This window comes from Pseudomonas sp. NFACC08-1, assembly GCF_900106735.1.
Lineage (GTDB): Bacteria > Pseudomonadota > Gammaproteobacteria > Pseudomonadales > Pseudomonadaceae > Aquipseudomonas > Aquipseudomonas fluorescens_Q.
In genome coordinates, this window is the sequence record NZ_FNNL01000017.1 from 38780 (window position 1) to 64655 (window position 25876).

At 56.4% G+C, this 25876-nt stretch carries 31 protein-coding genes, 1 tRNA gene and 1 pseudogene; 25 read left to right on the forward strand and 8 right to left on the reverse strand.

What is annotated here, in order from left to right:
• Positions 1–119: 119 nt before the first annotated feature.
• Complete coding sequence (locus BLU76_RS26505) at positions 120–842, reverse strand: 1-acylglycerol-3-phosphate O-acyltransferase (RefSeq protein ID WP_092225078.1); 723 nt, start codon at positions 840–842, stop codon at positions 120–122.
• A gap of 188 nt (positions 843–1030) precedes the next feature.
• Positions 1031–1720: a crotonase/enoyl-CoA hydratase family protein gene (locus BLU76_RS26510; RefSeq protein ID WP_013693979.1), complete on the reverse strand. Its 690-nt coding sequence runs from the start codon at positions 1718–1720 to the stop codon at positions 1031–1033.
• 308 nt (positions 1721–2028) lie between these two features.
• Between BLU76_RS26510 and BLU76_RS26515 the strand changes: the two genes are divergently transcribed.
• From BLU76_RS26515 to BLU76_RS26530, 4 genes are all read left to right on the forward strand, one after another.
• Positions 2029–2118: transfer RNA gene (locus BLU76_RS26515), tRNA-Ser, on the forward strand.
• Between the two features lie 216 nt (positions 2119–2334).
• Complete coding sequence (locus BLU76_RS26520) at positions 2335–3534, forward strand: MFS transporter (protein WP_092225080.1); 1200 nt, start codon at positions 2335–2337, stop codon at positions 3532–3534.
• A 258-nt stretch (positions 3535–3792) separates the two neighbouring features.
• On the forward strand, positions 3793–4275 hold the full coding sequence (locus BLU76_RS26525) for a nuclear transport factor 2 family protein (RefSeq protein ID WP_092225082.1): 483 nt from the start codon (positions 3793–3795) through the stop codon (positions 4273–4275).
• 141 nt (positions 4276–4416) lie between these two features.
• On the forward strand, positions 4417–4644 hold the full coding sequence (locus BLU76_RS26530) for a zinc ribbon domain-containing protein (RefSeq protein ID WP_092225085.1): 228 nt from the start codon (positions 4417–4419) through the stop codon (positions 4642–4644).
• A gap of 13 nt (positions 4645–4657) precedes the next feature.
• Here BLU76_RS26530 and BLU76_RS26535 read toward each other — a convergent pair.
• Positions 4658–4936: pseudogene (locus BLU76_RS26535) on the reverse strand (GNAT family N-acetyltransferase); the annotation flags it as partial.
• Positions 4937–5216: 280 nt separating this feature from the next.
• Here BLU76_RS26535 and BLU76_RS26540 point away from each other — a divergent pair.
• Positions 5217–5846 (forward strand): hypothetical protein, encoded by a 630-nt coding sequence (locus tag BLU76_RS26540; RefSeq protein WP_092225087.1) that lies wholly within the window; start codon positions 5217–5219, stop codon positions 5844–5846.
• Between the two features lie 74 nt (positions 5847–5920).
• Here BLU76_RS26540 and BLU76_RS26545 read toward each other — a convergent pair whose 3' ends face one another.
• On the reverse strand, positions 5921–6853 hold the full coding sequence (locus tag BLU76_RS26545) for a helix-turn-helix transcriptional regulator (protein WP_092225089.1): 933 nt from the start codon (positions 6851–6853) through the stop codon (positions 5921–5923).
• 564 nt (positions 6854–7417) lie between these two features.
• Here BLU76_RS26545 and BLU76_RS26550 point away from each other — a divergent pair.
• The 5 genes from BLU76_RS26550 (at position 7418) to BLU76_RS26570 (ending at position 11929) form a co-directional block, all read left to right on the forward strand.
• The gene (locus tag BLU76_RS26550) at positions 7418–8749 is read left to right on the forward strand and encodes an MFS transporter (protein ID WP_092225091.1); all 1332 of its coding nucleotides are present in this window, start codon (positions 7418–7420) and stop codon (positions 8747–8749) included.
• Positions 8750–8851: 102 nt separating this feature from the next.
• Complete coding sequence (locus tag BLU76_RS26555) at positions 8852–9550, forward strand: fumarylacetoacetate hydrolase family protein (protein WP_092225093.1); 699 nt, start codon at positions 8852–8854, stop codon at positions 9548–9550.
• 21 nt (positions 9551–9571) lie between these two features.
• Complete coding sequence (locus BLU76_RS26560) at positions 9572–10330, forward strand: SDR family oxidoreductase (protein ID WP_063324967.1); 759 nt, start codon at positions 9572–9574, stop codon at positions 10328–10330.
• A 194-nt stretch (positions 10331–10524) separates the two neighbouring features.
• Complete coding sequence (locus BLU76_RS26565) at positions 10525–11481, forward strand: 2-hydroxyacid dehydrogenase (protein ID WP_092225095.1); 957 nt, start codon at positions 10525–10527, stop codon at positions 11479–11481.
• A 160-nt stretch (positions 11482–11641) separates the two neighbouring features.
• The gene (locus BLU76_RS26570; protein ID WP_092225097.1) at positions 11642–11929 is read left to right on the forward strand and encodes a type II toxin-antitoxin system Phd/YefM family antitoxin; all 288 of its coding nucleotides are present in this window, start codon (positions 11642–11644) and stop codon (positions 11927–11929) included.
• Between the two features lie 186 nt (positions 11930–12115).
• On the opposite strand, the gene BLU76_RS26575 is transcribed toward BLU76_RS26570, so the two are convergent.
• Positions 12116–12481, reverse strand: a complete 366-nt coding sequence (locus BLU76_RS26575; RefSeq protein WP_371915050.1) for a BRCT domain-containing protein — start codon at positions 12479–12481, stop codon at positions 12116–12118.
• A gap of 305 nt (positions 12482–12786) precedes the next feature.
• Positions 12787–13137 (reverse strand): DUF7079 family protein, encoded by a 351-nt coding sequence (locus BLU76_RS26580; protein ID WP_092225101.1) that lies wholly within the window; start codon positions 13135–13137, stop codon positions 12787–12789.
• A 155-nt stretch (positions 13138–13292) separates the two neighbouring features.
• On the opposite strand from BLU76_RS26580, the gene BLU76_RS26585 reads away from it, so the two are divergent.
• From BLU76_RS26585 to BLU76_RS26605, 5 genes are all read left to right on the forward strand, one after another.
• Positions 13293–13625 (forward strand): type II toxin-antitoxin system HigB family toxin, encoded by a 333-nt coding sequence (locus BLU76_RS26585; RefSeq protein ID WP_092225104.1) that lies wholly within the window; start codon positions 13293–13295, stop codon positions 13623–13625.
• Positions 13622–14260 (forward strand): helix-turn-helix domain-containing protein, encoded by a 639-nt coding sequence (locus BLU76_RS26590; protein ID WP_092147325.1) that lies wholly within the window; start codon positions 13622–13624, stop codon positions 14258–14260. Before BLU76_RS26585 ends, BLU76_RS26590 begins: the two co-directional genes overlap by 4 nt.
• Before the next feature lie 181 nt (positions 14261–14441).
• Entirely contained in the window at positions 14442–15023 is a 582-nt protein-coding gene (locus tag BLU76_RS26595; RefSeq protein WP_063324972.1) for a hypothetical protein, read from the forward strand.
• Positions 15024–15072: 49 nt separating this feature from the next.
• Positions 15073–15636, forward strand: coding sequence for a GNAT family N-acetyltransferase (locus BLU76_RS26600; protein WP_092147329.1), 564 nt, complete (start codon positions 15073–15075; stop codon positions 15634–15636).
• A gap of 94 nt (positions 15637–15730) precedes the next feature.
• A complete protein-coding gene (locus tag BLU76_RS26605) occupies positions 15731–16132 on the forward strand; it encodes a PaaI family thioesterase (protein ID WP_092147332.1) in 402 nt (133 codons plus the stop codon).
• Here the strand turns inward: BLU76_RS26605 and BLU76_RS26610 are convergent.
• Positions 16125–16454: a DUF2834 domain-containing protein gene (locus BLU76_RS26610; RefSeq protein ID WP_092147334.1), complete on the reverse strand. Its 330-nt coding sequence runs from the start codon at positions 16452–16454 to the stop codon at positions 16125–16127. The two genes, BLU76_RS26605 and BLU76_RS26610, sit on opposite strands and share 8 nt — an antisense overlap.
• A 117-nt stretch (positions 16455–16571) precedes the next feature.
• Between BLU76_RS26610 and BLU76_RS26615 the strand changes: the two genes are divergently transcribed.
• From BLU76_RS26615 to dapF, 3 genes are read left to right on the forward strand one after another with little or no spacing between them, the layout of a single operon-like run.
• Positions 16572–17378, forward strand: coding sequence for a helix-turn-helix domain-containing protein (locus tag BLU76_RS26615; RefSeq protein WP_092147476.1), 807 nt, complete (start codon positions 16572–16574; stop codon positions 17376–17378).
• A 20-nt stretch (positions 17379–17398) separates the two neighbouring features.
• Positions 17399–17764: a VOC family protein gene (locus BLU76_RS26620; RefSeq protein WP_092147336.1), complete on the forward strand. Its 366-nt coding sequence runs from the start codon at positions 17399–17401 to the stop codon at positions 17762–17764.
• Positions 17755–18558, forward strand: coding sequence for a diaminopimelate epimerase (gene dapF / locus BLU76_RS26625; protein ID WP_092225106.1), 804 nt, complete (start codon positions 17755–17757; stop codon positions 18556–18558). Before BLU76_RS26620 ends, dapF begins: the two co-directional genes overlap by 10 nt.
• 185 nt (positions 18559–18743) lie before the next feature.
• Here the strand turns inward: dapF and BLU76_RS26630 are convergent, their stop codons facing one another.
• Positions 18744–19304 (reverse strand): nucleotidyltransferase family protein, encoded by a 561-nt coding sequence (locus BLU76_RS26630; RefSeq protein WP_092225176.1) that lies wholly within the window; start codon positions 19302–19304, stop codon positions 18744–18746.
• 101 nt (positions 19305–19405) lie between these two features.
• Here BLU76_RS26630 and BLU76_RS26635 point away from each other — a divergent pair, with 101 nt between their 5' ends.
• From BLU76_RS26635 to BLU76_RS26665, 7 genes are all read left to right on the forward strand, one after another.
• The gene (locus BLU76_RS26635) at positions 19406–19927 is read left to right on the forward strand and encodes a GNAT family N-acetyltransferase (protein ID WP_092147342.1); all 522 of its coding nucleotides are present in this window, start codon (positions 19406–19408) and stop codon (positions 19925–19927) included.
• 65 nt (positions 19928–19992) lie between these two features.
• Positions 19993–21090, forward strand: a complete 1098-nt coding sequence (locus BLU76_RS26640) for a sterol desaturase family protein (protein ID WP_092225108.1) — start codon at positions 19993–19995, stop codon at positions 21088–21090.
• Positions 21087–21902, forward strand: a complete 816-nt coding sequence (locus BLU76_RS26645) for a suppressor of fused domain protein (RefSeq protein ID WP_092225110.1) — start codon at positions 21087–21089, stop codon at positions 21900–21902. Before BLU76_RS26640 ends, BLU76_RS26645 begins: the two co-directional genes overlap by 4 nt.
• Before the next feature lie 81 nt (positions 21903–21983).
• The gene (locus BLU76_RS26650) at positions 21984–22598 is read left to right on the forward strand and encodes an alpha/beta fold hydrolase (protein WP_092225178.1); all 615 of its coding nucleotides are present in this window, start codon (positions 21984–21986) and stop codon (positions 22596–22598) included.
• A 97-nt stretch (positions 22599–22695) separates the two neighbouring features.
• On the forward strand, positions 22696–23319 hold the full coding sequence (locus BLU76_RS26655; RefSeq protein ID WP_092225112.1) for an SMI1/KNR4 family protein: 624 nt from the start codon (positions 22696–22698) through the stop codon (positions 23317–23319).
• 278 nt (positions 23320–23597) lie between these two features.
• Positions 23598–24680 (forward strand): type I restriction endonuclease, encoded by a 1083-nt coding sequence (locus BLU76_RS26660; protein ID WP_092225115.1) that lies wholly within the window; start codon positions 23598–23600, stop codon positions 24678–24680.
• A 243-nt stretch (positions 24681–24923) separates the two neighbouring features.
• Positions 24924–25862 carry a hypothetical protein gene (locus tag BLU76_RS26665; RefSeq protein ID WP_092225117.1) on the forward strand — a complete coding sequence of 313 codons (939 nt, stop codon included), beginning with the start codon at positions 24924–24926 and terminating at the stop codon, positions 25860–25862.
• Positions 25863–25876: the final 14 nt, after the last annotated feature.

Genomic DNA, 25876 nt, shown 5'->3' on the forward strand with positions numbered 1-25876 from the left:
CTTATTGGAAATGGCAGTGACAGGCGGCGTCCAGCTTAACGCGCCCTGTAGCTTGAGAGTCAGCAAAATCTGCGGAGTTCGGCGGCAAAAGAAAACCCACCGAGGGGGTGGGTTTCCATTCAGGCGGCTTGCAACTGCCGGTCCATTGCCGCGATGCATTCGCGCATCTGCTCACGGCATTGGGCGATGAGCCGAGGCATGTCATCCATGCTCAATCCGGCCGTAGGAATCGCCGGCAACGAGCGTATGAGGATGTCACCGCTGCGCCAGCGATTGAGGCGCATGTGCTTGATGTAGCTGCTCACGCACACCGGAACAATCGGCACTCCGGCGGCTATTGCCATCTGGAAGGCGCCTTTCTTGAATGGCAGCAGGTCTGCGCCCAGATTGCGCGTGCCTTCCGGAAAAACCCAGATCGAGGTGTCCTCGTGCTGCAAGGTATGGGTGGTGGTCAGCATCGATTTTCGGGCCTTGATCGCGTTACCGCGGTCGATCAACACGTTGCCCGCCAGCCAGAACAATTGCCCGAACAGCGGCACCCATTTCAGGCTCTTCTTGCCGATGCACACGGTACGGCGCGGCACCACGTTGCCGAACATGAACAGGTCATAGTTGGATTGGTGGTTGGCGATGATGACGCAGCCGTTGGGCTTATTCACCAGCGAGTCGACCTGCGTCCGGACCCGCAAACGCAAAATGCACATCGCCGGCAATGCGTACAACCTTGCGCATAAACGGCTGTTGTCCGGATTGAACGGCCGGCACAGGCCCAGAATCACCCCGAGCACGCCAGCCATTACAAAATGCAGGCCCATCAATAACATACGCAATACAAACAGCATCTACGGGCCCCATCGGGACAAAAGGTTGCGCAGTGTACGGATGTGCACTGTTTTCGGCAATTGCCCCTATAGATGTAGGAAATAGACGATGTTTAAGCGCATGTCTCCAAATAACGCGACAGAACCGGCCTAGAGCGGTTGCGGACTTTTAAACGGCGCGCGTAGGAAAAAGCCCGGCTCTACAAGCGTCAGCCCAAGTGCTCCTGATCCAGCAGAATCGCACTGTCCAGCGTATCCAGCAGAGCCTTGCGCACTTTCAGCTTGGTGTTCTTATGGGCTGTCATGTTGATCTTCTTCAACTGACGCGCCGCTTCCAGGGCCGCGCCCTGCAGTTCTTCGGCCGACACCACCTTGTCGAGGAAACCGGCATCCACAGCGCCCTGCGGATTGAACATCTCGGCATTGATCACCGAGCGGTGAAACGCCGACTTGCGCAGGCGATCACGAGCCAGCTCGATACCGGCGTGGTGCATGGTCATGCCGATCTGCACTTCGTTCAGGCCGATGCTGAATGGCCCTTCCACACCAATGCGGTAATCCGCCGAGAGCAGCAGGAACGCACCCTTGGCCACCGCATGCCCCGGGCAAGCAACAACGACGGGGAAGGGGTGCGACAACAGGCGACGCGCCAGGGTCGAGCCGGCCGTGACCAGGCTCACCGCTTCCTTGGGACCGGCAGTCATCACTTTCAGATCGTAACCACCCGACAAAATCCCCGGTTGCCCGGTAATGATCACCACCGCCCGATCCGCCGTCGCCTGGTCCAGCGCAGCGTTGAACGCGGCAATCACATCTGGCGAGATGGCATTGACCTTGCCGTTGTTCAAGGTCAGGGTCGCGATACCGTCTTCGAGATGGTAGGCAATCAAGTCGCTCATGACGCTATTCCTTGTAAGAGAAGTGACGCAGACGTTACCCACCGCCGCAGGTCAGGTAAAGCGCCGTGACTGACTCACCGGTCAGCCCCAAGCCCCGCAAACAGCCTGGCCCTCCCATCCCACCAAGCCTTCATCTATAGAGCATTGCCTATACAGCCCCGAAGATTGGCCGGTTTGCCATGCCCAGGCGCGTTTGAAAAGCCCGACCAAGCTTAACCGCATGAAAATTCTGAAAAAAACCTTTGCCATCGGAAAAGCTTTCGACTACATTAGCGCGCCTCGACAGACTGAACAGTTTGCCGAGATACGGTGAAGTGTCCGAGTGGCTTAAGGAGCACGCCTGGAAAGTGTGTATACAGGAAACTGTATCGAGAGTTCGAATCTCTCCTTCACCGCCAAATTCGATACACACAAAACCCCTGGTTTTCCAAGAAAACCAGGGGTTTTGTGGTTTCTGCCGTCTGAAAAATGACGATAGGGGGAAATGGCCCCCAGGTGACACGCCGGCAGTGCAAAAGGTGTGAATTTCCTAACCTTGACTCCGCCACCCAAATGACTATCCCCCAATGTAGCCATGCTACAAAACGGCCTGTTCAACGCGCGGAAAAAAAACGATGTCATCGCTCGCCAACGGAAGGCCCACCAATCGATTCGGCTTGTTTTGCATAGCCAGTTTTCTCCTGTCCATTTCTTATGGCGCCACTTTCCTGATCTCGCTGCTGGTGTCCTCCCTGGGGGGAACTGAGCGCGATGCAGGGCAAGTCTTTGCCGTTGCCATGACGAGTACTCTGGTCGCGGTGGTCGCCTCGGGGCATTTGATGCAGCGCGTAGGCGCTGCACTGTGCGTGGCCCTTGGCGCTGTGTTTCTGGTCATTGCGTCCATGGGTTTTGCGCTGCTATCGGACCTTGGTATCGGTTTGTTGGCCTGCGGTTTGATGCTGGGGATCGGCTGGGGACTGTTTTACACGGTTGGGCCCATCATGGTCGCAGCGATGGTCGAGCCATCCAGGCGGACTCATTGTTTCGCGCTTTTGTCGGGCAGCATGTTGACGGGGATCGGTAGTGGCCCTCTTTCAGGCAAGTTGGCCAGCTCCGTTGGGCTCCCCATACAGACGGCTTTCTTCTTTGCCGCCGCAGCAGCATTGTTGGGTGGGCTGTATTTTTGGTGGCTGAGAACGGGCTTTGCCGAAGTGGAGCGCCGCTCTGGCGATAAGGCTCGGATGGGGCTGAGATCGGCGACGGATGTGCTGCGCTCACGTTCGGCGTTGTCCATTTTGATGGTGGGGCTGGGCGGCGCGATCTTTGGCGGCCTGGGCAGTTTCCAGACCAGTTATGCCGCCAGTCAGGGACTTGATTACTCCCTGTTTTTCGTCGGCTTCATGGGGGCGGCTATCGCTTGTCGGTTGTTGATTGCCGGGTGGGTGGTCAGCCGTGACCCTCTCGCGACTTCTTGCCTGTTGACCACGTTGATGTTGGTCGCCGTGACAGGGTTCGGTGTGTGGGTCCATGACAGTCTGAGTTATGGGGTGACCGCCGCCTTGCTTGGGGTCGGTTACGGTCTCAACTATTCAGTCATCAATGGCCTGGCTGCCAACGAGGCGCCACCTGGGCTGACCGCACAAGCGCTGCTGCTTTTCAGCCTGTCCTACTTCATTGGCGTATTCGGGTTTCCCTTTATCGCCGGCAAGCTCATCAGCAGCACGGGCGTGAATGGGATGCTGCTTAGTGTCGGATTGATCGCTCTGCTTGCCTGGGCCTTGAGCGTCAGTCGCTGGCTGGCCGGGCGGTTCTGGAAACCAGCCTTCTCTGAATGAAAAATTCTCCTCAGGCGTGCGATAGCTTCCGGTGGGCGGGGAGATTGAGCACTGGGGCAAGAAGGTCGCGAAGACTGAAGGCAGAAAGGCACGGCAAATTGCTTGATGGACGGCTGCCCGTGGAGCCTCGCCACTGGACAGCATCAGGCAACCTCACAGCAGTATCGGGCAAAGGTTTCTGGGCACATGCCGTTAAGGTCCTCTTGGAAGAGCGTCTTATCAACTGCATGGCTGTGAGAGAACATCATGACCCGATGGATGAATTTTGCTTGGCGCGTCCAGGCGCTTGCACTGTCTTTAATATTGTTTACGAACAACGTCTGGGCTTCGGAAAACACCGAGCACGCGAATGCGACGCTGGTCCGCCAGGCGTTCATTAACTGGCAGCAGGGCAACGGCACGGCGTTCGATCTGCTGGCGCCCAATGCGAAATGGACCGTGGCCGGGACGAGTCCTGTTTCCGGTGTCTATAACAGTAAGGCTGAACTGGCCCAAGTCGTGCGGCCGATTACCGCGCGACTGGCAACACCAATTGTCCCCACGGTGCAGAGCATCGTTGCTCAGAATGATGTCGTGGTTGTGCTGTGGAACGGAACAGCCACGGCGCTTGATCACAAGCCCCACAACAACACCTACCTGTGGCACATGACCTTCAAGAATGGTCAGATCATTGAAGTCACCGCCTTCCTGGATACCTACGTGCTGAACGATCTTATCCAACGCGTAAAACCCCCACAGTAGTGGCTGGGCTATCTTGTTGGCTGTGAAGCAGTTCGCTTTTCCGTGGCGTGCTCTCCAAAAGGTTTACTCGATTCAGAACAAAAACCGGAAATGCGTGGTCTTTGTCAGTACCCCAAGTTCGTCTCTCCCTGAGGTCGCACAATGAGTCTGATCGATTGTCCTGAATGCGCTTCCAGAATTTCCGACAAGGCCTACGCCTGCCCACATTGCGGCAATCCTTTCCGGGAGCCGAGTTTCCGTCTGACTGAGAAGAACGTGGGACAGATTGCCGGGGTGACCGGCGTCTGGCTCACCGCGCCGTGGATCGCGCGGATGGTCTTTGGTGTGGTGGCCGTGGTTGCGGTGGCGGCGGTGTTGATTCTGCGGTGACTGTGTCGATTGGCTAGCTAGCCGGGCCCGTCGTGCAAGCGCTCTGCCGAACATAATAATTGTCGAATTCACTGCTTTCGACGAATTGGAAACCGTGGCGGATGTAAAAGCGATTCGAGGCGCTTTCCTTAAGGGCACCCACCCTGAGCGGGAGCGCGGCCGCATCCGCTTCCTTGAAAATATGACCGAGAACAGCAGCGCCTATTCTTGAGCCTTGCGCGCAGGGCCTGACATACAAGTGGTCAATCAAGAGCTCATTGTTGAGGGGCCTGACCACAACGAACCCAACCCGAACAAGTCAGGTGATCCAGAATGCAAACCGATTCGCCGCTTTGGCGAGAAAAAGTCCGCGTTCACAGGCCATATGGATGACTTAAGCGAAGCGATGAATTTGATGCGCCGTGTAAGTCCCGCCACGTAAATCTTTACTCTGAAAAGGGCTGCCGTTCCACTGTCCGGCCACTCGTCTCCACTGGATCCATGGCCTGGCGCCATCATCCACCGTGTCCTAGTCTTTCCTGGTCGGCAGGACCACATCGATACTCATTGCACGGTGTCCAGGGAGTCATGGAATGGCGAACAAGAAAGGAACTGAGTTGGTAGCGGGTTTAGAGACAATCACCGGAGCAGCAGGGATTTTCGGAATCTGTTATTCAATACTCACCTGGAGCGGTGTAGGAAAAGGCTTCAGTCCCTTCAGTTTTGGTGCTTGGAAAAAAACACTGGGCAAGCTTGTCGAAGATGGGCATGCCACGACCTTTCTCATCGACGGCAGAAACATCACCATGACGGGTATCAGTGATGACGGATGGGTATTCAATACAGGGGCTCTTGGCTCCACCGACTGGGCTCGTGCCACTGGCAGCGCGACCACTTATGTCTATTACATCGGTGTGAATAAAGCTTTCGTGAAAAAGTATCGGAAGCTTGAAGCCAAGCTAAAAAAAACCAAAACCTCCTACGATGCTTTCTGGCCCAATCTCCCGACTGCGAAAACCCAGTACCAGAACTGTGTGAGCCATAGCCACTATCTGATTTCCGAGCTGGGACTTGCTCACTGGGGTAATACCGTCAAGGGCTGGTGGATGCCGTCGGCGAGTAATTGGGTGGATTGGTTTAAAAGTTTCGCGCCTGTGCAGCGAGACGGATTCAGCTGGAAATACAAGAGGTTCGACGGCATCAACACGCACATTCCAGGTTAGGCGCAGCCTGGAATAGTTGGTATAAAAACGGCTCGTTGACTGAACGAGCCGTTTTTCCATAGCCGACAGACTCATCACGTATTCAATGCCAATTGCGGACTGTCCGGATTCAACTGCTGTCGCCTGAACTGCCCCGGCGGCTGTCCATGTATCTGGCGAAAACGCCTGGAAAAATAGGCCTCGTCGGCAAAACCGCACAACCTCGCCACTTCGCCCACTGGCCGTGTTCCATTGAGCAAGTAATTGCGCGCCGCATGCATCCGGCGTTCGAGTACCAGTTCGGTGAAGGTCTTGCCGATTTCCTTGCGCAGCCAGTGGGTCAGGTACGTCGGTGACAGGTAAGTTGCCGCGGCCACCTTGATCAGGTTGAGGTCGGGGTCGGCGATGTTCTTGCGCAAGTACTCGGACATCCGGCCCAGCGCATCGCGTCGGCTGACTTCGGCGGCGTTCTCTTCAGCCAAGCGCTTGAGCGGCTCGGCGTACAAGGCGCAGACGCTGCCGATCAGTTGCAGCAACAAGCCCTTGAGCATCTCGCGGGTGCCGAACTGACGGTTCTGGTCCAGGCCACGCATCTGCTCGATCAGCGCGCAGGCTTTGGCGAAATCCTCCTCCCCCAGAATGAAGTCCAAGTGTTCCTGGAAGCGGAACGGTGACAGTTCCGGCGCCAGCAGAATCGAGACCTCTTCCAGGTCCATCGGGTCGCACTGCAGATGCGGCAGCAGGAACGTCTGGGAAAAATTGATCACCATGAAGTTGCTCTCGGCCGGGTGCGGAATCACATGCACGCGGTGGGGCAGGATGAAGGCCAGGGTGTTGCGCGGAAACGGACGTTCGACGTTGCCAATGTGTTGCACGGTATCGCCGCCAAGGTTGATCTGGATCTGGAAGTATTCGTGGCGGTGCGGGCTGGTTTCGGCGCGCCGACCCTTTTTGTCGCGGATGTAGAAATCCGTCAATTCGCTGCGTTGCTGCATGACGTAGGTGGGGACTCGGCTCGGTGATGACATCTCCTGGGAATCCTTTGCGGTGCATGACGGTGATGACGATTGTGACTGTGCATCTTGATGATTTTCAAGGAGTCATACGATGACGAAGCTGTTGGCGTGAATTTTCTGTCTCTTGAAAATGGAGGGCGCTTGTCCAAAAACGATAAATTTTATTTTTTTAGTTTGTGCTTTAAAAACAAATACTTAGGTTTGTAATAGGAAGATTATGAAAAAAATCACCCATCTTATTTTTTTGGACAGGTTCCTTTGATGCGGTTTTAAACGGGAAAAATGATCTAACAGCTCAGTTGATTTCGAATGGTTGTACGACCACTGTTGAGCCACGCAACCCGTCTCTCCATCCAAAAACAATCAAAAGGTGCGCACATCATGAACCTGTTCCTGCTTCACGCCGACCCTCCCGATTGCTCCTGCGACAGATCCTGTTGCAAGGCCTCTTTGAACACCTGACACCGGCTGTTCGCGCTTCTCATTCCTGTAGCGATTGTTCTGCCCCGGCATCGAGGGCATTGTTTTCGGCTGCTCGTAAACATTTCGACGCTTCTAACAATAACGAGGTCCACCATGTCGAACTCTCACACCTCCCAAATTGCCAGCGCCCGGGACGCCGCAGTACCAGAGCGTCTGCCGTCGCGGCGGCGTTGGTTCATGCTGTCGTTGCTGCTGATCGCGACGATCATCAACTACATCGACCGTGTGAATATCTCGATTGCCGCGCCGTTCCTCGCCAAGGACCTGGGCCTGGACAAGATCGAGATGGGCCTGATTTTTTCGGCGTTTGCCTGGACTTACGCGATCGCACTGGTGCCGGCCGGCTTCATCGCCGATCGCTTCGGTTCCCGGTTCACCTACGGGGTGTCGCTGATCGGTTGGTCGACCGTCACCGTGTGCCAGGGCTTGGCCACGGGCTTCGCTTCGCTGTTCGGTCTGCGCCTGGCCGTCGGCGCGATGGAAGCGCCGGCGTTTCCGGCCAACAGCCGGGCGGTCACGGTGTGGTTCCCGGCGCGTGAACGGGGCCTGGCCAGCAGCATTTACGTCTGCGGCCAGTACTTGGGCACGGCGCTGTTTACCGGTGCACTGCTCTGGCTAGCCACCACTTATGACTGGCGCCATGTGTTCTACAGCACCGGCGCACTTGGCATCGTCTTCGGTGTGGCCTGGCTGTTCTTGTATCGCGACCCGATGAACTGCAAGAAAGTCAGCAAGGAAGAACTCAAGTACATCGAAGCCGGGGGAGGGCTGGTCAAGAGCAGCCAGGAGCGCACCCGCTTCAACTGGCGGCAGATCGCCGAGCTGTTCAGCTATCGGCAGGTCTGGGCGATTTGCATTGGCAAGTTCGCCAGCACCTCGGCGCTGTACTTCTTTCTCACCTGGTTCCCCACGTACCTGATCGAAGAGCGTCAGCTGACCATGATCAAGGCCGGGATCTTCGCCGTGCTGCCGTTCGTGGGCGCGACGGTGGGCATCCTGCTCGCCGGGATTGTGTCCGACCTGCTGATCCGTCGCGGCTACTCGCTGTCCTTCGCCCGCAAGTTGCCGTTGGTGGTCGGGTCGATGCTGGGCATGTCCATCGTCCTGGTGAATTTCACCGATTCGAACGTGATCTGCATCGCCGTACTGACGATTGCCTTTTTCGCCCAGGGCATCGCTTCGTCCTCGTGGGCGGCGGTGTCGGAAGTGGCGCCCAAGGAACTGATCGGGCTGACCGGCGGGATCACCAGCCTGGCGGCCAACATCGGCGGGATTGTCACCCCCATCGTGATTGGCGCAATCGTCCACAAGACCGGCTCATTCGCCTTGGCCTTCTGGTTCATCGGCGGCGTGGCGCTGATCGGCACCTTGTCCTATTCGTTGCTGCTCGGCCGTTTGTATCGCATTGAACTCAAGGCGCGTTGAGCCCGGAAAAAAGCTGTTTTTCTCCAACACGAGGTGGCATTCCTCCAACTTCGCCGAGGATTGCCGCCGTACGCTGGCCCCTCCAACAGGACTTTTATCAGGATGAACATGCCCGAGTATGTCTTTACCCCGGACTTGCCAGTGACCCTGCCGGTTGTTGGCAGCCCGCAGCGTTTTCCCGTCGGCCGGGTCTTTTGCGTCGGTCGCAACTACCCCTGGCCTGATACCCAGGGTGAATCCCGAGTGCCACCGGTGTTCTTCATGAAGCCAGCCAGTTGCGTGGTGGAAGCGGCGGGTGAGGTGACGTTTCCATCGGTGACCGAGGAGTTCGCCCACGAAATCGAATTGGTCGTGGCCATCGGTGAGGGCGGCGCCAACATCCCTGAGAGCCAGGCGTTGGCTTATGTGTGGGGCTACGCGGCGGGTCTGGATCTGACCCGGCGTGATGTCCAGCGCGAGGCCAAGCGTAACGGTTTGCCGTGGGAGGGCGCCAAGGTGTTTGACGGCGCCGCGCCAATGACCGCCATCGTGCCGGTCTCCCGGGCGGGGCACCCCGATGGCGAGTTGTGGCTGAACGTAAACGGCCAGGAGCGTCAGCGCGACAGCCTCGACAGCCAGATCTGGTCGGTCAGTGAAGTGATCGCCCGCATCTCCCAATCGGTGGCGCTGCGGGCCGGTGATCTGATCATGACCGGCAGCCCGGCAGGCGTCGATGTGCTGCAGCCGGGTGATGTCGTCACGGCTGGCATCGACGGTATTGGCGAATTGGAAATGCGCGTCGGTCCGCGTTTGTCTTACTGAATTCGAGAAAGGAGAACCCACATGTCCAACGCATTGAAAGTGGCTTTGGTGACTGGCGCCGGCAGCGGGATTGGCCGAGCGGTGGCCCTGGGCCTGATGGAAGACGGCTACACACTGGTGTTGGCCGGTCGTCGGCCAGAGCCCTTGCAGGCATTGGCCGAGTTGGCGGCCAGCCAGGGGCGCGAAGCCTTGGCGGTGCCCACTGATGTACGCGACCCGGTCAGTGTCGATGGGCTGTTTGCAACCATCGCCGAGGTCTACGGACGCCTGGACGTCGTGTTCAACAACGCTGGCGTCAATGCGCCCGCCGTGCCGCTGGATGAGCTGACGTTCGAGCAGTGGCGAAACGTGATCGACACCAACCTCAACGGCGTTTTCCTGTGTGCCCGTGGTGCCTTCGGCCTGATGCGCCGGCAACAGCCCCAGGGTGGACGGATCATCAACAACGGTTCGATCTCGGCCCACACCCCACGACCGTTCAGCAGCGCCTACACCGCCAGCAAACACGCGGTGCTGGGGTTGACCAAATCCCTGGCCCTGGACGGACGTGAATACAACATCGCCTGCAGCCAGATCGACATCGGCAACGCCCTCACTGAGATGTCCGTGCGCATGACCAAGGGTGTGCGCCAGGCCAACGGCAGCATCGCGGTGGAGCCGATGGTGGACGTCAAGCATGTCGCCGATGCGGTGCGCTACATCGCCGGCCTGCCGTTGTCGGCCAACGTCCTGAACATGACCGTCATGGCCACGGCCATGCCGTTTGCCGGCCGCGGTTGAGCCTGCGTGCCGTTCATTTTCGAGGGTGTGCATTCGTGGCGAGGGAGCTTGCTCCCGCTGGGCTGCATAGCGGCCCCAGTTCTTTTTATGAGCGCTTCGCACTCAAGCGGGAGCGAGCTCCCTCGCCACACACTGATTCGAGCACGCCTTGATTGCGCTTGAATTGGTTTTTCCTATTTCGATACGAGGTCTACATGAAGCCAGAAGTCTTGCAACTCAGCCCGATCCTGATCCCTGAAATCAACGCCCGGCTCAACGAGCTGTTCACGGTGCGGCGCTATTTCGAACAGGCCGACAAACAAGCCTATCTGCAAGAACACGGTGCCAATATTCGCGGTGTGATCACTGGCGGGCATACCGGCATCAGCCAGGCGCTCATGGCCCAACTGCCCAAGCTGGAAGTGGTGGCGGTCAACGGCGTGGGCACCGATGCCGTGGACCTGGCCTACGCCAGGGATCGCGAAATCCGCGTGACGGCCACCATCGGCGCGCTGACCGAAGATGTCGCCGACCTGGCGATTGGCCTATTGATTGCCGTGTGTCGCGGGCTATGCACCGGTGACCGTTACGTGCGCTCCGGCCAATGGCCTCACAGCCCGACGCCATTGTCCCCGCTGCCATTGGCCCGGCAGGTGTCCGGCATGCGCATCGGCATCGTCGGCATGGGCCGGGTCGGTCGCGCCGTGGCTACCCGCGCCGCCGCGTTCGGTTGCCCGATCAGCTACACCGACCTGCAACCCATGAGTGACGTGAACCACACGTTCGTCGCCGACCTCAAGCAACTGGCCCGCGACAGCGACGCCCTGATCCTCGCGGCCGCCGCGGACAAGTCTGAAGCCATCATCGATGCCGAGGTGCTGCGTGCCTTGGGCCAGGGCGGGTATCTGATCAACGTGGCGCGAGGCAAACTGGTCAACGAGGTCGACCTGGTGGCGGCGCTGACCGCTGGTGAAATCGCCGGTGCGGCGCTGGATGTGTTTGTCGATGAGCCGCATGTGCCTGAGGCATTGTTTGGCAATGAGCAGGTGGTGCTGCAACCCCACCGGGCGAGCGCGACGTTGCAGACCCGCACGCGGATGGGGGAGATGGTGGTGGCGAGTCTGGTGGATAGTTTTGCTGGGAAGGTGCCGCAGGGGTGTGTGACGGGGTGAGGGTGTAGAGCTTTAAGGAGGTCATGACACGGTCAAATTAATGAACTTGCTATGTTGAGGCGGAAGCGGAGGTAAGGTCTCAGGTTGTATGCTGGTCTGCGCTTTGCCCGTGCAGTTAATAAAGACCAAAATAACGACCTATTTTGAAGGAGCCGCCTCCATGCAACTCGTTTTGGCTGATGTGGCCGTCAGCCTATCCGAACTCAAAAAAAATCCGTCATCCGTCCTGAACGGTGCTAATGGCGCGCCAGTGGCCGTGTTGAACCATAACCGTGTTATGGGCTACATGGTCCCGGCAAGTGCCTACGAGGCCATGGTTGAGCGCCTGGATGAACTGGAGCTGGCACAGATGGTAAAGGCACGGATCGAGGCCAATGAGACGCCTGTCCATGTGTCTCTTGACGAGCTCATTGGCGAAGCTGAGGCTGATATCGCCAATGGGCATTGATTACATGGTGGGACAGTACCGATGGAGCCAGGCTAGAAGTGATGTCCACTTTAAAGTTAGGTGGACACCATCGCTTTTGACGTCGGGGTCAGCAAGGCATGTTAGTCAGCCCCGCATACCGTTGCTTTTGGGGATGGATATTCCGCCGCTATGTCAAACCGCTCAAACGACTTTGCATCGGATGTCTCAAGGCATCTCGCTCGTAGTGATCAGGTTCAAAAACTGTTCCGCATCGAAGATGAAAGCACCAGCCGCTAGTGCCTTTGCGACCTTCGTCGGGCCGGCGTTATCGCCATAGCAAAGAAACGTCAGAGTCTTGCCTGGAGTACTCATCACCCTTAACCCAAAATCCTGCGCCTTCTGTTCGAGCTCTGCACGATGCGCAGCAGTAAAACCAGTGAAAAGAATTTGATTTATCCCGCCGGGCGGCGACTTGGGGCGGGGACAATTGGAGGCGGCCCCCAGTGCTGCCAAAGCAGACGGTTTTGGTTTTGGCGAAAGCCTTGGAGCGGGAGGGGCGGCGTCATTCAGTAATAGCTCCGCGCCCGACAATATCTCGACAATTCGATCCTTTCGGAAGGTTTTTGGGAATGAGTCGCCAGTGGATCGTCCCTGAATGTAGAGTGAGTTCTCTGATCACTGGATCAGTTCTCGGACACTCAAATTACCCCTCGCATCTTTGTAGCTGAACTTGATAATCGTCACTGCGTCACTCCTTGTGATTGTCACATTACCGGCCAAACCAGCATCTACCCGGAATCCTTCCGGTATTCGTTACGGTTGGAGAAACATTTGTTCCTCAACATATGCCGTCGAAATCTACCACCATTATTTCGTCACGAGGCAATGCAGTTGTATCAAGCGTATCCGGGTGGGAGCCGCGTCGCGACCTGGCTCCAACACCTGGCAATCTCCTTGGCAATGCTGCCGCGGCCTTTCCTGGGCTCGATCCCATCACTTGCAATGATGTGCTCCAGCAGCCACTCATCCGTCCATCCCGCCCATTCACCCGCCATGGACCTGAGGTTCGTTTCGAGCACCGGGAACACTTCATTCCACAGGATGCCGTGGATTTCCTTTGGCGAATAATTGGTTTCAAGGACTACGCGAGCGATGTAGTCGTAGGTCAGGTCGTCGATCTCGGTATCCAGAAAGAGCGAGGAAAGGGCCTGCCAGGTTTTCAGGTGGTTCGAGTCGACAGGGTTCATGTTTTTGTCTCGGGATGTGTAGGTGATAACCCATTTGGCCCAATGCTGCCGGCCAAATCGCCTGCTTGCCACGGTATGAATCCCGCTGCCGCCAATAAATTGGAGTTGTGAAAAAACACAACCAGAGTACCATCGGCTCAAAGACAAGGAAGCCCATGGATATACTCACGCCATCACGTTTTGACGACGCCGCGATTTTGTACCCGAACGACAAGGCCGGGCTTGATCGATGCCTGCGCATTTTGAGGATGGCACGCCCCAAAGCGTTCGCGGACCTGCAAAAGCTTTTCGGTACGCACGGTGTCGACTTGTTCAAGCCCAGAGCCGCAATGAATTGGGTGGTGATCGACGTAGGCGGCAATAATCTCAGGGTGATAGGTGGCGTCAACTACACCCGGCAGAAGTTCTACGTCAAACACATCTACACGCATGCCGATTACGACGTTGCCAACAGTTGGTATGCAAGAAACAAAGGGGTAAGACGATGAGCGCAGCCCGGAACGACTTTCAAACCGTGATCGCAACGCTTGGCGAGCTACATGCGGTACTGGATCGCCTGCGCGGTGAGTTTGTGCATGGCATCAAGACCCCTGCCGATTATGAGCGTGCGACCGACCTGCTCGATGCGCTCACCGACGGACGCGAACTGAGCAAGACTGAGGCGAAAATTCTCGTTGAGCTCGAGGAGGAAATCCTGGCCTACCAGCGCGACTCCGAACAGTTTCGCGAGTCGAATGCCGCTTTTGAGGCGACCTGCACGCCTGTGCAATTGATCAAGGATCTGATGGAGACGCTCGGGCTCACCGGTTCGGACCTCCCTGAAATCGGTGATAAAACGGCGGTGTCCAAAGTGCTCAATGGCGATAGGCCTATCAGCCACAAGATGGCGTATGCGCTGGCGGAGCGGTTTGCGATGGAGCCGAGTGCTTTCTTGACCGCGACCTCAGCAAAGGTGGCGGCTCATATCGAAACTGTCCCTCTTTCCGTTAGCGCTTCAGGTCATTACGTTTTGCACGAGGGCTCTCCGATCGCATGTTCAGTGGAAGAGGCCGGTGTCGGTGAGTACAACGTGGTGACTTCGAAGGGCCACAGAAAGACAGCCAAAGAGCCGGACAAGGGATAGGGCAATCATCTGCTGAAAGGGGCAGGATTGGTTGTCGATTCACGGAAGTTCAGGATGACACGCGTTTCGATACCTCGGCCATTGCAGCCAATCCCCGAACCCTCTATAAAATCCCGCGCTGGCATCGCGTTCTTCTCGACCGTCGTTGGCCCTGGATATCTGACCCGCATGGAGCATCATCGTGAGCCAATCGCCGCACCCCCTCAACTCCCGAACTGACATTTGCCCGCGCATTACGTCCCGCGTCCTGCGATATACCTGGAGCCTCACCTTACTGACCCTGCTCACCGGCTGCGGAGCGCTATCGGACGTCCGCTCTTTTTCCACTCCCTACTCAACGCCTGATGGTGGTGAGACCGCCCGCTTGCGGGTGATCAGCGATGGCATGGTCAGGGCTGTACCCAAGTCCGATTGCGTGGACTTCCGCCTGCCGGGCGCGGGCGTCATGGTGGCGTTCCGCGATGGCTACGCCAATCGCAACGGCGAAAGCCTGGGCATGCCGGATGACGACAAACACTCGTCTTCCACGGTCATGACTGAGCTGCTGGTGCCTGCCGGGCAGCCCATTGCCTTTCATTACATCGGTGCTCAATGCTACAACATGTTCAGCTTTGTCCCTAAGGCAGGGGAGGATTACCAGCTGGATGCTGCGGGGCGTTATGAGTGTGAGGTGAGGCTCAAGCAACTGCCTGCGGCAACGACACAACTTCCCCGTTCATTCTTGAAGGACAGCAAACTCTGCAGGGCGACGGATAACTTTTAGCATGGAGGGTTTTCCAAGGACGCCATAACGTTGAAAAAGGAGTTTCATCATGAGCCCCATCCCCACGTTCCAAACCCGCCGCCTCATCCTCACACCCCTTGAGCTGACGGATGCACCGGCGATCCAACGGCTATTTCCCCATTGGGAAGTGGTCCGTTACCTGGACAGCCGCGTGCCCTGGCCTTACCCGGATGACGGCGCGCTGACGTACGTGCGCGACCATGCGCTCCCGGCTATTGCAGCCGGGCGCGAGTGGCACTGGATGATCCGCATTGCCGAAGAACCGACACAGAGCATCGGCAGCATCAGCCTGTACGACCAGCCCGGCAACAACCGTGGTTTCTGGCTGGCGCCGCAATGGCAGGGAAAGGGCTACATGCGCGAGGCCTGTGAAGCGATCAATGCCTATTGGTTTGAAAACCTTGAACGCCCCGTCATGCAAGTGCCCAAGGCGGTGGGCAACGAGGCTTCGCGCAAAGTTTCGGAGCATGAAGGCATGCGCCTGATCGGGACGCAGCAGGGGGAGTTTGTCTGTGGGTCGTTGCTTAAGGATATCTGGGAAATAACGCGTGAGAATTGGCTTGAGAAAAAGTCCGCGTTGGGATCGAATTGAGCAGAGTCAAATGGGTCAAGTCGCCTGTGAACGACAATTCAACACGGTCGTCGTCAGGATCTATCTGTCGGGTTAACGGATAAAGGAATGTGAAATGGATATTCCACAGGGTTTCAGGCCGTTATTTCGTAGCAGCCCTTTTCTTGACTTACTTGGTCCCTTTTATTATCGGGAAAACTCCGAAGGTTTTACCGTTGGGATTCGGGTGGAGGAGAAACACACCAATGCGCGTGGAATCGCTCACGGAGGATTGTTCATGGCGCTGGCTGATATCGCGCTGGGCTACAGCGCTGCGTTCTCGAAAGATCCGCCTCTTAAGCTCGTGACGACCACGATGACTACTGATTTCGCTGGCTCCGCTAAGATCGGCGATTGGTTGGAGGCTGCCGTAGATATTCAAAAAACCGGTAGTCGATTGGTGTTTGCCAATACCTATATCAGCGCTGGAGAGGAGCGCGTGGTTCGAGCCAGTGCATCTTTTCTGGTGCTCAGCTAGGTGGAGGCTGAACTGGCGATTGACGTCCAAATCCGTTAACGACGATGTACAACAGCGGACCGATTGATACGAAGATCGCCGTGATCAGGAAGTAAGGCAGCAACGAGGTGAGCGACCTGCCTTTCGAACGTGTGTCCCGGTACATCCAGATGCACGCCATGCTAGCGAGCAGATAAAGGTCGATGACTACCTGCGCGGTGTCCGGGCTGGACATGAGCCTGACGCCGAACTCCAGGAGCGATTGCTCGGCGAGAAACACAGTACTCGCCGTGTAAATTGAAAAAAGCAGGAGCGCGACAAGTGCAACGTAGGGTCTTTTCACTTTACCTCCTTGGACTCGTTCATGGGGCAATAGAGGTAGGCTAGTGATTTGACCGTCATGGTTTCAATGACCTCTGAGGTCATGGACGCCACTCACCCGCAATGCCAGAGTCAACGGATGACCAGTCGACCTTTTTCTCGAACAACGCCACCAACCTCGGCCGGTGCGCAACTGCGTCACTTGCGCCAACAGGCCGGGCTGAGTCAGTTGGACTGTGCACTGATAACAGGGTTATCTCAGCGTCACCTTAGTTGCATCGAGACGGGGCGCGCCAAGCCAAGCCCTGGCACTCTGCATAACTTGTTGACTGCCCTGGATGTACCTTTGGAGCGATGCAACGACATCTTCATCGCCAGTGGTTATGCCCCTCGCTACGAAACGACGCCGCTCACGTCGTCGTCAATGGAAGTGGTACGTGATGCCATTAATCATGTACTTCACGCCAATAACCCCGCTCCGGCGATTGTTCTGGGTCCCCAATGGGACATCCTTGCAGCCAACACCAGCGCGGGTGTTCTGTTCGATCTGGTGGGTCTTGCCAGGGATGCGCCTGATGGGCTCAACCTCTTGGTGACACTGCTGCAACCCGGTGGCTTGGGCGATCATTTGAGTAACGCCGAGGAAATAAGATTAGTGGCCTGGCAACGGGCGTCTCGGGAAGCCTTGAGTAATCCCGCGTTGGCTGAGATTCTGAAGAGCCTGCCGGCCCCACACAGCTCTGCGGCGCTGGTTAACGAGCTGCCTCCGCTGTTGCTGACGCGAGTCGACTCTCCCCACGGTGAGCTGAAGTTCATGTCAACGTTCACAACCTTCGGCATGCCGCTCGACATCACCATGAGCTCATTGCGTATCGAACATCTGATTCCTGCCGACGCGAAGACCTGGGAGGTGATGACTAAGGCATATGAGCAGGCACAACACTAATAATGATCAAGGAAGAACCCATGCAGCCGTCACTCAATCGAATCATGTTGTATGTCCGGGACGTTCAAGCGACCTGCGATTTTTATGAGCGTCATTTCGGTTTTACCAGTCAACGAAAAACCGATGACCGCGTCACCGAATTGAGCCCTGCAAACGGTGGCGCGATCCTGATGGTTCACCCGGCAGGTAAGGCCGTTAAAACAGGGCAAGTCACGGTAAAGCTTGTCTTTGATCTTCAGGACGTCGAGGGTTTCAAGGCCAAATGCCTGGCCCAAGGCCTGAGGTTTGGCGCTACGCACAGGGCGGACGGTTACTCTTTCGCCAACGCCAAAGACCCTGACGGTAATTCCATTTCCATCTCCAGCAGGGCGTTTGCATGCCGCTGAACTTTCAAAAGATGCATGCCAATGGCGATGATTTCGTTATCGTCGATTCGCGACATTCGGCCAACCCGGTGACGAGTGCCATGGCCCAGCGAATGGGGGATCGGAACCGGGGTGTGGGCTTCAACCAACTCGCGGTGTTGCTCGATTGCGACGATGCCGATGCCCGCGTGATGTTCTGGAACGCGGATGGCTCCGCGCTGGACGTTTGTGGCAGTGCGACGCGGGGTGCGGCGGCTATGCTGATGCGCGAAGCAAATGTTGCTTCGGTAGCGCTGCGCACTAACCGAGGCCTGCTGACGTGCGAGCGTACCCCAACCGGCGACATTTCCGTCGACATGGGTGTGCCGCTTTTCCACTGGTCGGACATTCCTTTGGCCCAAGAGCTGGATACCACTGTGTTGCCACTTGCCGGCAGTCCAGCCGCCTGCAGCATGGGAAATCCGCACTGCACCTATTTTGTCGATGATCTGGCAACCGTTGATATCGCGACCATCGGCCCAGCCATTGAAACCAACGCGCTATTCCCACTCAAGACCAACGTTCATTTCGTCCAGATCATTGATCGCACGCATATTCGCTTGCGCATCTGGGAACGCGGGGCGGGTATTGCGCTGGGTTCGGGATCTTGCTCGTGTGGCGCGGTTGTCAATGGGATTCGTCGTGGTTTGTTGGACCCGCGCGTTGAGGTTGAATGTGATGGTGGAAGCGTGACGGTTCAATGGGACGGCGTGGGCGCGGTCTTTCTTATCGGGCCGGTGGAGGTGAGTTTTTCGGGGACGATGAGTCAAGGTTGAGTCGGTAGGTGTTTCAATCCTGGAGCAGGGATTTGCAACACGTTCCGTGGCGAGGGAGCTTGCTCCCGCTCGGCGGCGTAGCCGTCGTAGACCGGTTGATGTCGTTTGTCTGGAAGACCGTTTTGGGGCGGCTTCGCCGCCCAGCGGGAGCAAGCTCCCTCGCCACAGGATTATGGCGGTTTGCATCATTTCTCCATAATCCTGAGCCACGGCCAGCGAGCCTGATAACTTTTCGCCTTCTCATCGAACAAATCGGGCTGGGGGTTCTTTGGATTGATACGAAGAACACCTTGCTCGACGTCGTCCAGGCCATAGGGCGCATAGACCTCACCGGTCTCAACATCCAGTCCAATACACGTACCGGCAACCAAGTAACGATCAATGCCATCCCTGGCCGACTGAAGTTGAGGATAAGGCTTGCCAAACCGCCGACCGTACCAAAGATGGACGCGAGCCTGGTTCTTGATCTCGATGTTGACGTCGAGGTCCTGGAAGACACGCTGGGCGGCGTTGATGACTTCGTTCTCGGCTTCCCAAGACAGATCAGGGTCGAAGTAAAAAACGTCGTAATCCTTCACGCCCCAGGCCGGTGGCCGTTGTGACTGATGATTCCAGACGGCTTGGAACAGGCAGCCAGCGGTGAGCATGCATTGATTCAACCCGAGTGAAGGCAAGCGCGAGGTGATTTGCGCGTTGATTGGATTGGCCATTGCTATCCTGACCAAACGTTCGACCGTCAATGTCATATTCATCCTTTTGGAATCGGTCCGGTCCTGGCGCCCCGACAGATGTTTGAGCAAAATCAGGTGAGCCAAGGCACCCAGTACATAGATCTCAAGGACGCCCAATGATATTGCAAAGCAGGCCAGTGATGGCTGATGACATCAAGACCCTCTGTAACTTTGCACAGGACGCTCGGGAACTGTTCCATATGTTCCCGAAAGCCCAATACCCTCTGACTGAGGCTCAGTTGGCTGAGGCTATCGCCCAACGATTCGATTCGACGGTCATCGAGGCTGGGAACCGTGTCGTTGGTTTTGCTAACTTCTATCGGGCCGAAAAAGATGGGGTTTGCTGTATCGGCAATGTCATCGTTGCCCAAGAGGCGCGAGGCAAAGGCGTTGCCAGTTTTCTTGTGGAAACGATGACGGCCTTGGCATTCGACCGCTATGACGCCACTGAGGTGCAGGTATCGTGTTTCAATGAAAATACGGCGGGCTTGCTGCTTTATCCAAAGCTGGGCTTTTTGCCCTTTGCTGTCGAAGAGCGAGTTTCTCCAGATAATCGTAGAACCGCACTCATCCATATGCGTCGTGTTAGATCGGGCCGCCCCTGGGTTCTTTTGAGCGGTCTCCCAGAAAATGCCTGAAAACCCAAGCCCATCCCAACGCGACTGATTTACAATGCCGTTCCTTCGACAGAGAGCGGCCGTTCGTGGATGCGTTTTCCCTTGTCTATCAACACCTGGGCGCATGGGTAATCGAACCCGTCACCCAGCAGTTCCTCGGCATTTTCAACCTGAACGGCCGCCTCGGGGTCCTGTTTCTCTGCGCCTCCTACGGTGTCGCCTATGGCCTGTTCCGTTTCAGAAAACACCGCGGCCTGACCGATGCCCGTTCGTTCTGGCAATTCATTGGCGGCAATCAGGTGCATCTGCACCGTTCGGCACTGCTGGACTATCGCTACTACTTCGTCCGGGCGATTCTCAAGATTGCCTTGGTGTTGCCCATTGTTCATCTGGTTGATCCGTACATCCTGCGCTCCGGGGATTACCTGGCTTTTTTCAGCAACCTCTGGGGCGCGCGTCCGCGTCTGGGGGAGAACCTTTCGCTCGCCTTGCTCTATGGGCTGGGGGTGTTCCTGGTGAAGGATTTCGTCCACTACTGGGCGCACCGGGCGTTTCATTCGCGCTGGCTCTGGGCGTTTCACAAGGTGCATCACTCGGCGCCAGTGCTGGTGCCGGCTACGGCCAGTCGGGTGCATTTTGTGGAAAAGATCGTCGAGAAGCTCGGCATCACCGCCTGCATGGGCCTCTTCGCGGGCGGCTTCTGGTATGTCTGTGGTGGTGAGATCAGCCGCTACACGTTGTTCGGTGTGACGTACCTGGTGTTCATCTTCAATAGCCTGGCGGCCAACTTGCGTCACACCCATGTCTGGTTGTCCTTTGGCCCGGTGCTGGAACATGTGCTGAACAGTCCGGCCCAGCACCAGATCCACCACAGCGATGCACCGCGCCATTTCAATCGCAATTTCGGCGTCAACCTGTCGCTGTGGGACTGGATGTTCGGCACGCTCTATGTCACCCGCTCGCAGCCCGAGCACTTGCGTTTCGGCACCGGAGAACAGGACCACGCGCGTTACCTGACGGTGTATAGCCTGATTGTCACGCCTTTCGTTGAAACTGCCCGCAAGTGCCTACCCGCGTTTTCATATCAGCGCCAACACGCCACAATGCGCCCAACGCCTGCCCTTGGATCAGCGAGTGCTGACTCAGATGAGGCTCAGCGAAAAACCAGCAAGGAACGCCCATGAATTTTTTCAAGAAGCTCTTCGGTTCATCGAAAGCGCCTGAAACCCAAGACGACCAGCCTGCACCGCAATCCCATGAGCTTGGCGACCTGACCGAGGCTGAGGCCGCCAATCTGGCCGTCCGGGAAGCTGGCGCAGCGTGCCTGGATCGTCATTGGAGCGCTGTCGGCACGGTCGAGCGTGATGTCCTTGCCTACTTGATCAGCCCGACCTTCTCCGGCGGCCCGTACTGGCCTTCGACCCGTCAGGCCTACCGCGTGGTGCGCCGTGGCGACACGATCATCCTCGCCACTGAAGGCCTGTCCGATCCATTCGATGATACGGAAGGAATGGGCAACGGCTTCGAGATGGAATTGTTCGTTGAAACCGCAGATATCCCCGAGCACGCCTATGGCCCCTTGGGGGAGGTCGATCCTTTCAAGCGCAGTTGGGCATTCGAGCTGTTGGAGCACGTTGCCAAAACGGTGGCCGACGCGGGCGGCATCACCCATCAACTCGACCAGCACGGGGCGCTATCCCTTGAGCTTCCCGGGCTGAGCCAATCCCATCACATGAGCGATCAACTGCCCAAGCTCTTCGTGACCGATGACGACTCCACCGGCGTTCTACTTGGCGCCCCGGAACCGGATTTTCCTACCCAACTGGATGACATGCCCTTGTCTCCGGTCAGATTGGTGCCGGTGGTATTGATTACGGCAGCGGAGCTGGAATACGTGCGTTCGGGAGGGCGAGCGGCGCGGGAGGATCTGGTGAGTCGTTTGAAGGCGGCGGGCGTTGGGCATATGAGCAGCCTGCATCGGGCGAGTGTGGTGTGAGGCTGGAGCCGGTCATTGAACCTGCTGGTATCCCTTTGGCCTCCTGCTGACTCTTTCAATCCCATTTTCAAGGACGAACCCGTGACCGCATCCCCCGCCAAACTCATCTTCTTGCCCGGCGCCTCAGGCAACACCCAATTCTGGCATCCGGTCGCTGAGCGCTTGGCCCACCCGGCGCAGCCAGTTCATATCGGCTGGCCCGGCTTTGGAGACACACCGCCCATGCCTGGCGTGACCGGCATGAGTGACCTGGTGGCGCGTGTGCTGGCCGAGATCGACCAACCCACGGCGCTTGTGGCGCAATCCATGGGCGGTATCGTCGCGGTGCTCGCAGCACTTGAACGCCCTGAGCTGATCACCCACCTGGTGCTGACCGTCACCTCGGGCGGGGTGGACATGTCGGCGCTGGGCGCATACGACTGGCGCCCGGATTTTGCGGCGGCCAACTCGACACTGCCGAGTTGGTTTCTCGACGACCGCACCGACCTCACATCCCGCTTGGTCGAGTTGCGCATGCCGGTCCTGCTGCTCTGGGGCGACGCTGATCCGATCAGCCCCGTTCGCGTCGGCCAGTACCTTGCCCAACTGTTGCCCCGCGCTGAACTGCACGTTTTCCCTGGCGCCGATCACAACCTGGGCTTTACTCACGCAGATGAGGCAGCGAGGCTGATCGAGAGACATCTGGCCAGCGAGTAAGCGCAGCACTTGCCGCTTGTTATCGATGCGTCGGACTGATTGTGCGACGCGGTGTGTTTCAAGACCTCTAGGGCCCCAATACCTTTTCGAGACAACAATGACTGACTACCGCGGACTCATCCTCGAAGACACCCGTGAAGGCGCCACCGACCGCGCCATCGCGCAACTGGAAGCCCGCCTGGGTGCCCGCTTGCCGGACGACTATCGCCAATTCCTCAAGACCTGCAACGGCGCCTACGTGGAATACGATGTGCTGGCGACCCTGGCCAATGGCGACGAGGAGCTACTGAGTTTTTCACTGTACGGGCTGGACCCGGACAAAGAGTATGAATCCAACCCCTTCGAACTGGAGCAACTGCGTGCGCAGCCCGGCTTCCCAGCAGCGGGATTGCTGCCGATCGGTCGCGACGGCGGCGCGAGTATCTTGCTGCTGGACCTGCGGGAAGGGCGCCAGGACGTGGCGGCGATGGTGGCGGGCTTACCTGCCTGGACTGGGCGCCGCCAGCAGGGCGATGAGTACGTGGTGCTGGCGGATTCTTTCAATGGCTATCTGGATTCGTTGCATTTATCGCAAGAGCGGATCGAGGAGCATATTAATCACTTCATGATCAGCCCTGAGAGTATTGAGGCGACGTTGGAGTGGTTGGATAAGGGGAGTCCGGGCTGGCGGGAAAGATACCGGGAGCAGTGGAATGCGAGGGTTGTGGATCGGTTGATTTGAAGGTTGAGTGGTGGGTGAGTTTCGCTTTTATGGGGGTATACAGTAGGCCCTTTTTGGATCGAAAGCAGGTGGTCGTGGCTGATTGCTTTCGGCCAAGAGGAGTCGTTCGAATGCGTTGAGATCAGAGGCGTTTCTGAGCGCGATGGCACCTGCCCGAATGTCATTTCCCTGTCCAAGCATCCAGCATGGATGGAATGCCAGTAGCAGGAGTGGATTTAGCCATAGTAGCGTTGCGCCTCTACGACCCCGATCGGGTGAACGTGTAACGGAGCAGTGAAATGGATTTTGTAGAACGCTTGAACGCAATGTCAGCGAAGGTCAATCAACTAGCGTCGACTATACAAACGGAGGAAGCAACGAAAACTGCTTTCGTCATGCCGTTCATTCATACCGTGCTGGGCTATGATGTATTCGACCCTTCCGAAGTCGTTCCAGAATACGTCTGCGATGTGGGCACGAAAAAAGGAGAAAAGATTGATTACGCGATTTTGAAAGATGGCAAAATCCAGATATTGATCGAAACAAAAAAAGTCGGCGAGCCGCTCAATATCAACCATGCGAGCCAACTTTTCCGATACTTTCATGTTACCACTGCACGAATTTCCATTCTTACAAATGGCAGGTTTTATCGGTTCTACACCGATCTTGATGCACCAAACAAAATGGATGAAAAGCCGTTCCTGGAGATCGACCTGCTTAATATTGATGAGCACGTAATCCCTGAACTTCAAAAGCTTACGAAGTCCGCTTTCGACGTTGATTCGATCATCAATGCCGCAGGCGAACTGAAGTACGTGGGAAACATAAAAAAGGAAATGGCTACGCAGTTCACCCAACCTGATGACGATTTCGTTCGCTTCTTCGCATCGCGAGTCTACGAAGGGGTCATAACCCAGAAAGTTCGAGATCAGTTTACTCTGCTCACAAGGAAAGCCGCAGCTCAGTTTCTCAGTGACCAAATCAACGACAGGTTGAAGTCGGCGATGAGCAAAGCCACATTTCCCACGCCCGCTGAATCGGTCGTCGCTGAAAATCAGGCTGAATCCCAAGAAGAGCCTGAAGATCGTATTCTGACTACGATGGAGGAGCTGGAAGGCTTTCATATAATCAAAGCGATTGTCCGGACCGTCATAGATGCAAAGCGCATAGCCAGCAGAGACACCCAGAGTTACTTCGGTATACTTCTAGACGACAACAACCGCAAACCTATCGCGAGACTCCACTTCAATCGTAGCCAAAAATATCTTGGGATTTTTGACAAAGACAAAGTCGAAACGCGCCACCCTATCAACTCACTCGACGAGATCTATGAGTTTTCAGCCTCGCTAAAAGAGACGATATCTTTTTACCAAGAAGCCTGAGCAAGGACTTCCCAGTCCTTTGCCTACAGGCCCGGGGACTGGGATTACGCTAATCTCCGGCCAATAGCTGGTATTGGTGACTGCCAGCTTTCGGCCAGAAGCAGACTCTCAGCAAGCGCTGCTGCTGGCCAGAAGCGACTCATCCATCCACCTCTAATGCGGCATATATTGTTGCTGCTGTCCTAGCCCAGATCGCCACCTTGTGGTTGTACGGCCTCAGTAACATAAATGGACTCCCAGAGAATGAAAAAAATCGAGATCACACAGGATGACCTAGACCAGGGCACCGAAAAATTCCATTTATACATGCTTTATGTAAAACATCGGATAGCCGGACTAGCGGACCCCAGAATGGCGGTATTCACCGCTATAGATACCATCCAAAAAGATGGCTATAGAGTAATTTTTGGTTCGCGCCCAGATAATGCCGGTAAAAACGTTAGTAATTGGATTGACGAGTATTATGGAGATAGAAGTCATATTTCCTATTGCTTTCCTTCCATAGCTTGTGAGATTGACGGCAGCGCGTATTTACTGAGAATGCCCTTGCTACGCGTAGATAAAATACCGTTGACCCAAGCAGTGATTGATATCACAGAAAGTAGTGCTTCTTCAATTTCTTCGAAAAGACATTCGCTTCTGGAGCAAGAATATACTGATTATTATAACGCTCTTTACAATATTAGTGTTTTCAATCCTGCGAGCATTATTCACATAAGCGCTGCGGCCAACTATATTCTTCACAGCAAGGCTACTTATGCCCTTGCTCGGTGGGAAAGTCTTTCATTTGTGGAAAAAACCATGAAAGAGATCCTGCGTGCATTCGACATCAAAATGAGCGGGGCGGATGGCCACGACATTCAAGGTGCATTACACACTGAATGGAAAAATGCCGGCCTACCCGCATTGCCGGAAGCGCTACTATCGGATGTTATGTGCACGACTGCGATGAGGTATCAAGAAACACCTCAACCGTTCGCGGCCACACTAAAAGCGCATCATTCCTCAGTACGGCTAGGAGCAATAATCTCAAAGCAAAAGCAAGCCATGCCACACATAGAAAACGAATTTAAATTTAAAATAAAAGACATGTCTCTAGATCCATGCTTACATATTGCTCGTTTGGTCAAAGCCATTGACCCATTGGCTGGAAACTCTCCAAAGGTTCACCTTATACGTTGAACTGTCCACTTTCG

Coding starts and splice junctions, on each gene's coding strand:
- BLU76_RS26505 (WP_092225078.1), bottom strand. CDS start 842: ATGCTGTTTGTATTGCGTATGTTATTGATGGGCCTGCATTTTGTAATG.
- BLU76_RS26510 (WP_013693979.1), bottom strand. CDS start 1,720: ATGAGCGACTTGATTGCCTACCATCTCGAAGACGGTATCGCGACCCTG.
- BLU76_RS26520 (WP_092225080.1), top strand. CDS start 2,335: ATGTCATCGCTCGCCAACGGAAGGCCCACCAATCGATTCGGCTTGTTT.
- BLU76_RS26525 (WP_092225082.1), top strand. CDS start 3,793: ATGAATTTTGCTTGGCGCGTCCAGGCGCTTGCACTGTCTTTAATATTG.
- BLU76_RS26530 (WP_092225085.1), top strand. CDS start 4,417: ATGAGTCTGATCGATTGTCCTGAATGCGCTTCCAGAATTTCCGACAAG.
- BLU76_RS26540 (WP_092225087.1), top strand. CDS start 5,217: ATGGCGAACAAGAAAGGAACTGAGTTGGTAGCGGGTTTAGAGACAATC.
- BLU76_RS26545 (WP_092225089.1), bottom strand. CDS start 6,853: ATGTCATCACCGAGCCGAGTCCCCACCTACGTCATGCAGCAACGCAGC.
- BLU76_RS26550 (WP_092225091.1), top strand. CDS start 7,418: ATGTCGAACTCTCACACCTCCCAAATTGCCAGCGCCCGGGACGCCGCA.
- BLU76_RS26555 (WP_092225093.1), top strand. CDS start 8,852: ATGAACATGCCCGAGTATGTCTTTACCCCGGACTTGCCAGTGACCCTG.
- BLU76_RS26560 (WP_063324967.1), top strand. CDS start 9,572: ATGTCCAACGCATTGAAAGTGGCTTTGGTGACTGGCGCCGGCAGCGGG.
- BLU76_RS26565 (WP_092225095.1), top strand. CDS start 10,525: ATGAAGCCAGAAGTCTTGCAACTCAGCCCGATCCTGATCCCTGAAATC.
- BLU76_RS26570 (WP_092225097.1), top strand. CDS start 11,642: ATGCAACTCGTTTTGGCTGATGTGGCCGTCAGCCTATCCGAACTCAAA.
- BLU76_RS26580 (WP_092225101.1), bottom strand. CDS start 13,137: ATGAACCCTGTCGACTCGAACCACCTGAAAACCTGGCAGGCCCTTTCC.
- BLU76_RS26585 (WP_092225104.1), top strand. CDS start 13,293: ATGGATATACTCACGCCATCACGTTTTGACGACGCCGCGATTTTGTAC.
- BLU76_RS26590 (WP_092147325.1), top strand. CDS start 13,622: ATGAGCGCAGCCCGGAACGACTTTCAAACCGTGATCGCAACGCTTGGC.
- BLU76_RS26600 (WP_092147329.1), top strand. CDS start 15,073: ATGAGCCCCATCCCCACGTTCCAAACCCGCCGCCTCATCCTCACACCC.
- BLU76_RS26605 (WP_092147332.1), top strand. CDS start 15,731: ATGGATATTCCACAGGGTTTCAGGCCGTTATTTCGTAGCAGCCCTTTT.
- BLU76_RS26615 (WP_092147476.1), top strand. CDS start 16,572: ATGACCAGTCGACCTTTTTCTCGAACAACGCCACCAACCTCGGCCGGT.
- BLU76_RS26620 (WP_092147336.1), top strand. CDS start 17,399: ATGCAGCCGTCACTCAATCGAATCATGTTGTATGTCCGGGACGTTCAA.
- dapF (WP_092225106.1), top strand. CDS start 17,755: ATGCCGCTGAACTTTCAAAAGATGCATGCCAATGGCGATGATTTCGTT.
- BLU76_RS26630 (WP_092225176.1), bottom strand. CDS start 19,304: ATGACATTGACGGTCGAACGTTTGGTCAGGATAGCAATGGCCAATCCA.
- BLU76_RS26635 (WP_092147342.1), top strand. CDS start 19,406: ATGATATTGCAAAGCAGGCCAGTGATGGCTGATGACATCAAGACCCTC.
- BLU76_RS26645 (WP_092225110.1), top strand. CDS start 21,087: ATGAATTTTTTCAAGAAGCTCTTCGGTTCATCGAAAGCGCCTGAAACC.
- BLU76_RS26655 (WP_092225112.1), top strand. CDS start 22,696: ATGACTGACTACCGCGGACTCATCCTCGAAGACACCCGTGAAGGCGCC.
- BLU76_RS26660 (WP_092225115.1), top strand. CDS start 23,598: ATGGATTTTGTAGAACGCTTGAACGCAATGTCAGCGAAGGTCAATCAA.
- BLU76_RS26665 (WP_092225117.1), top strand. CDS start 24,924: ATGAAAAAAATCGAGATCACACAGGATGACCTAGACCAGGGCACCGAA.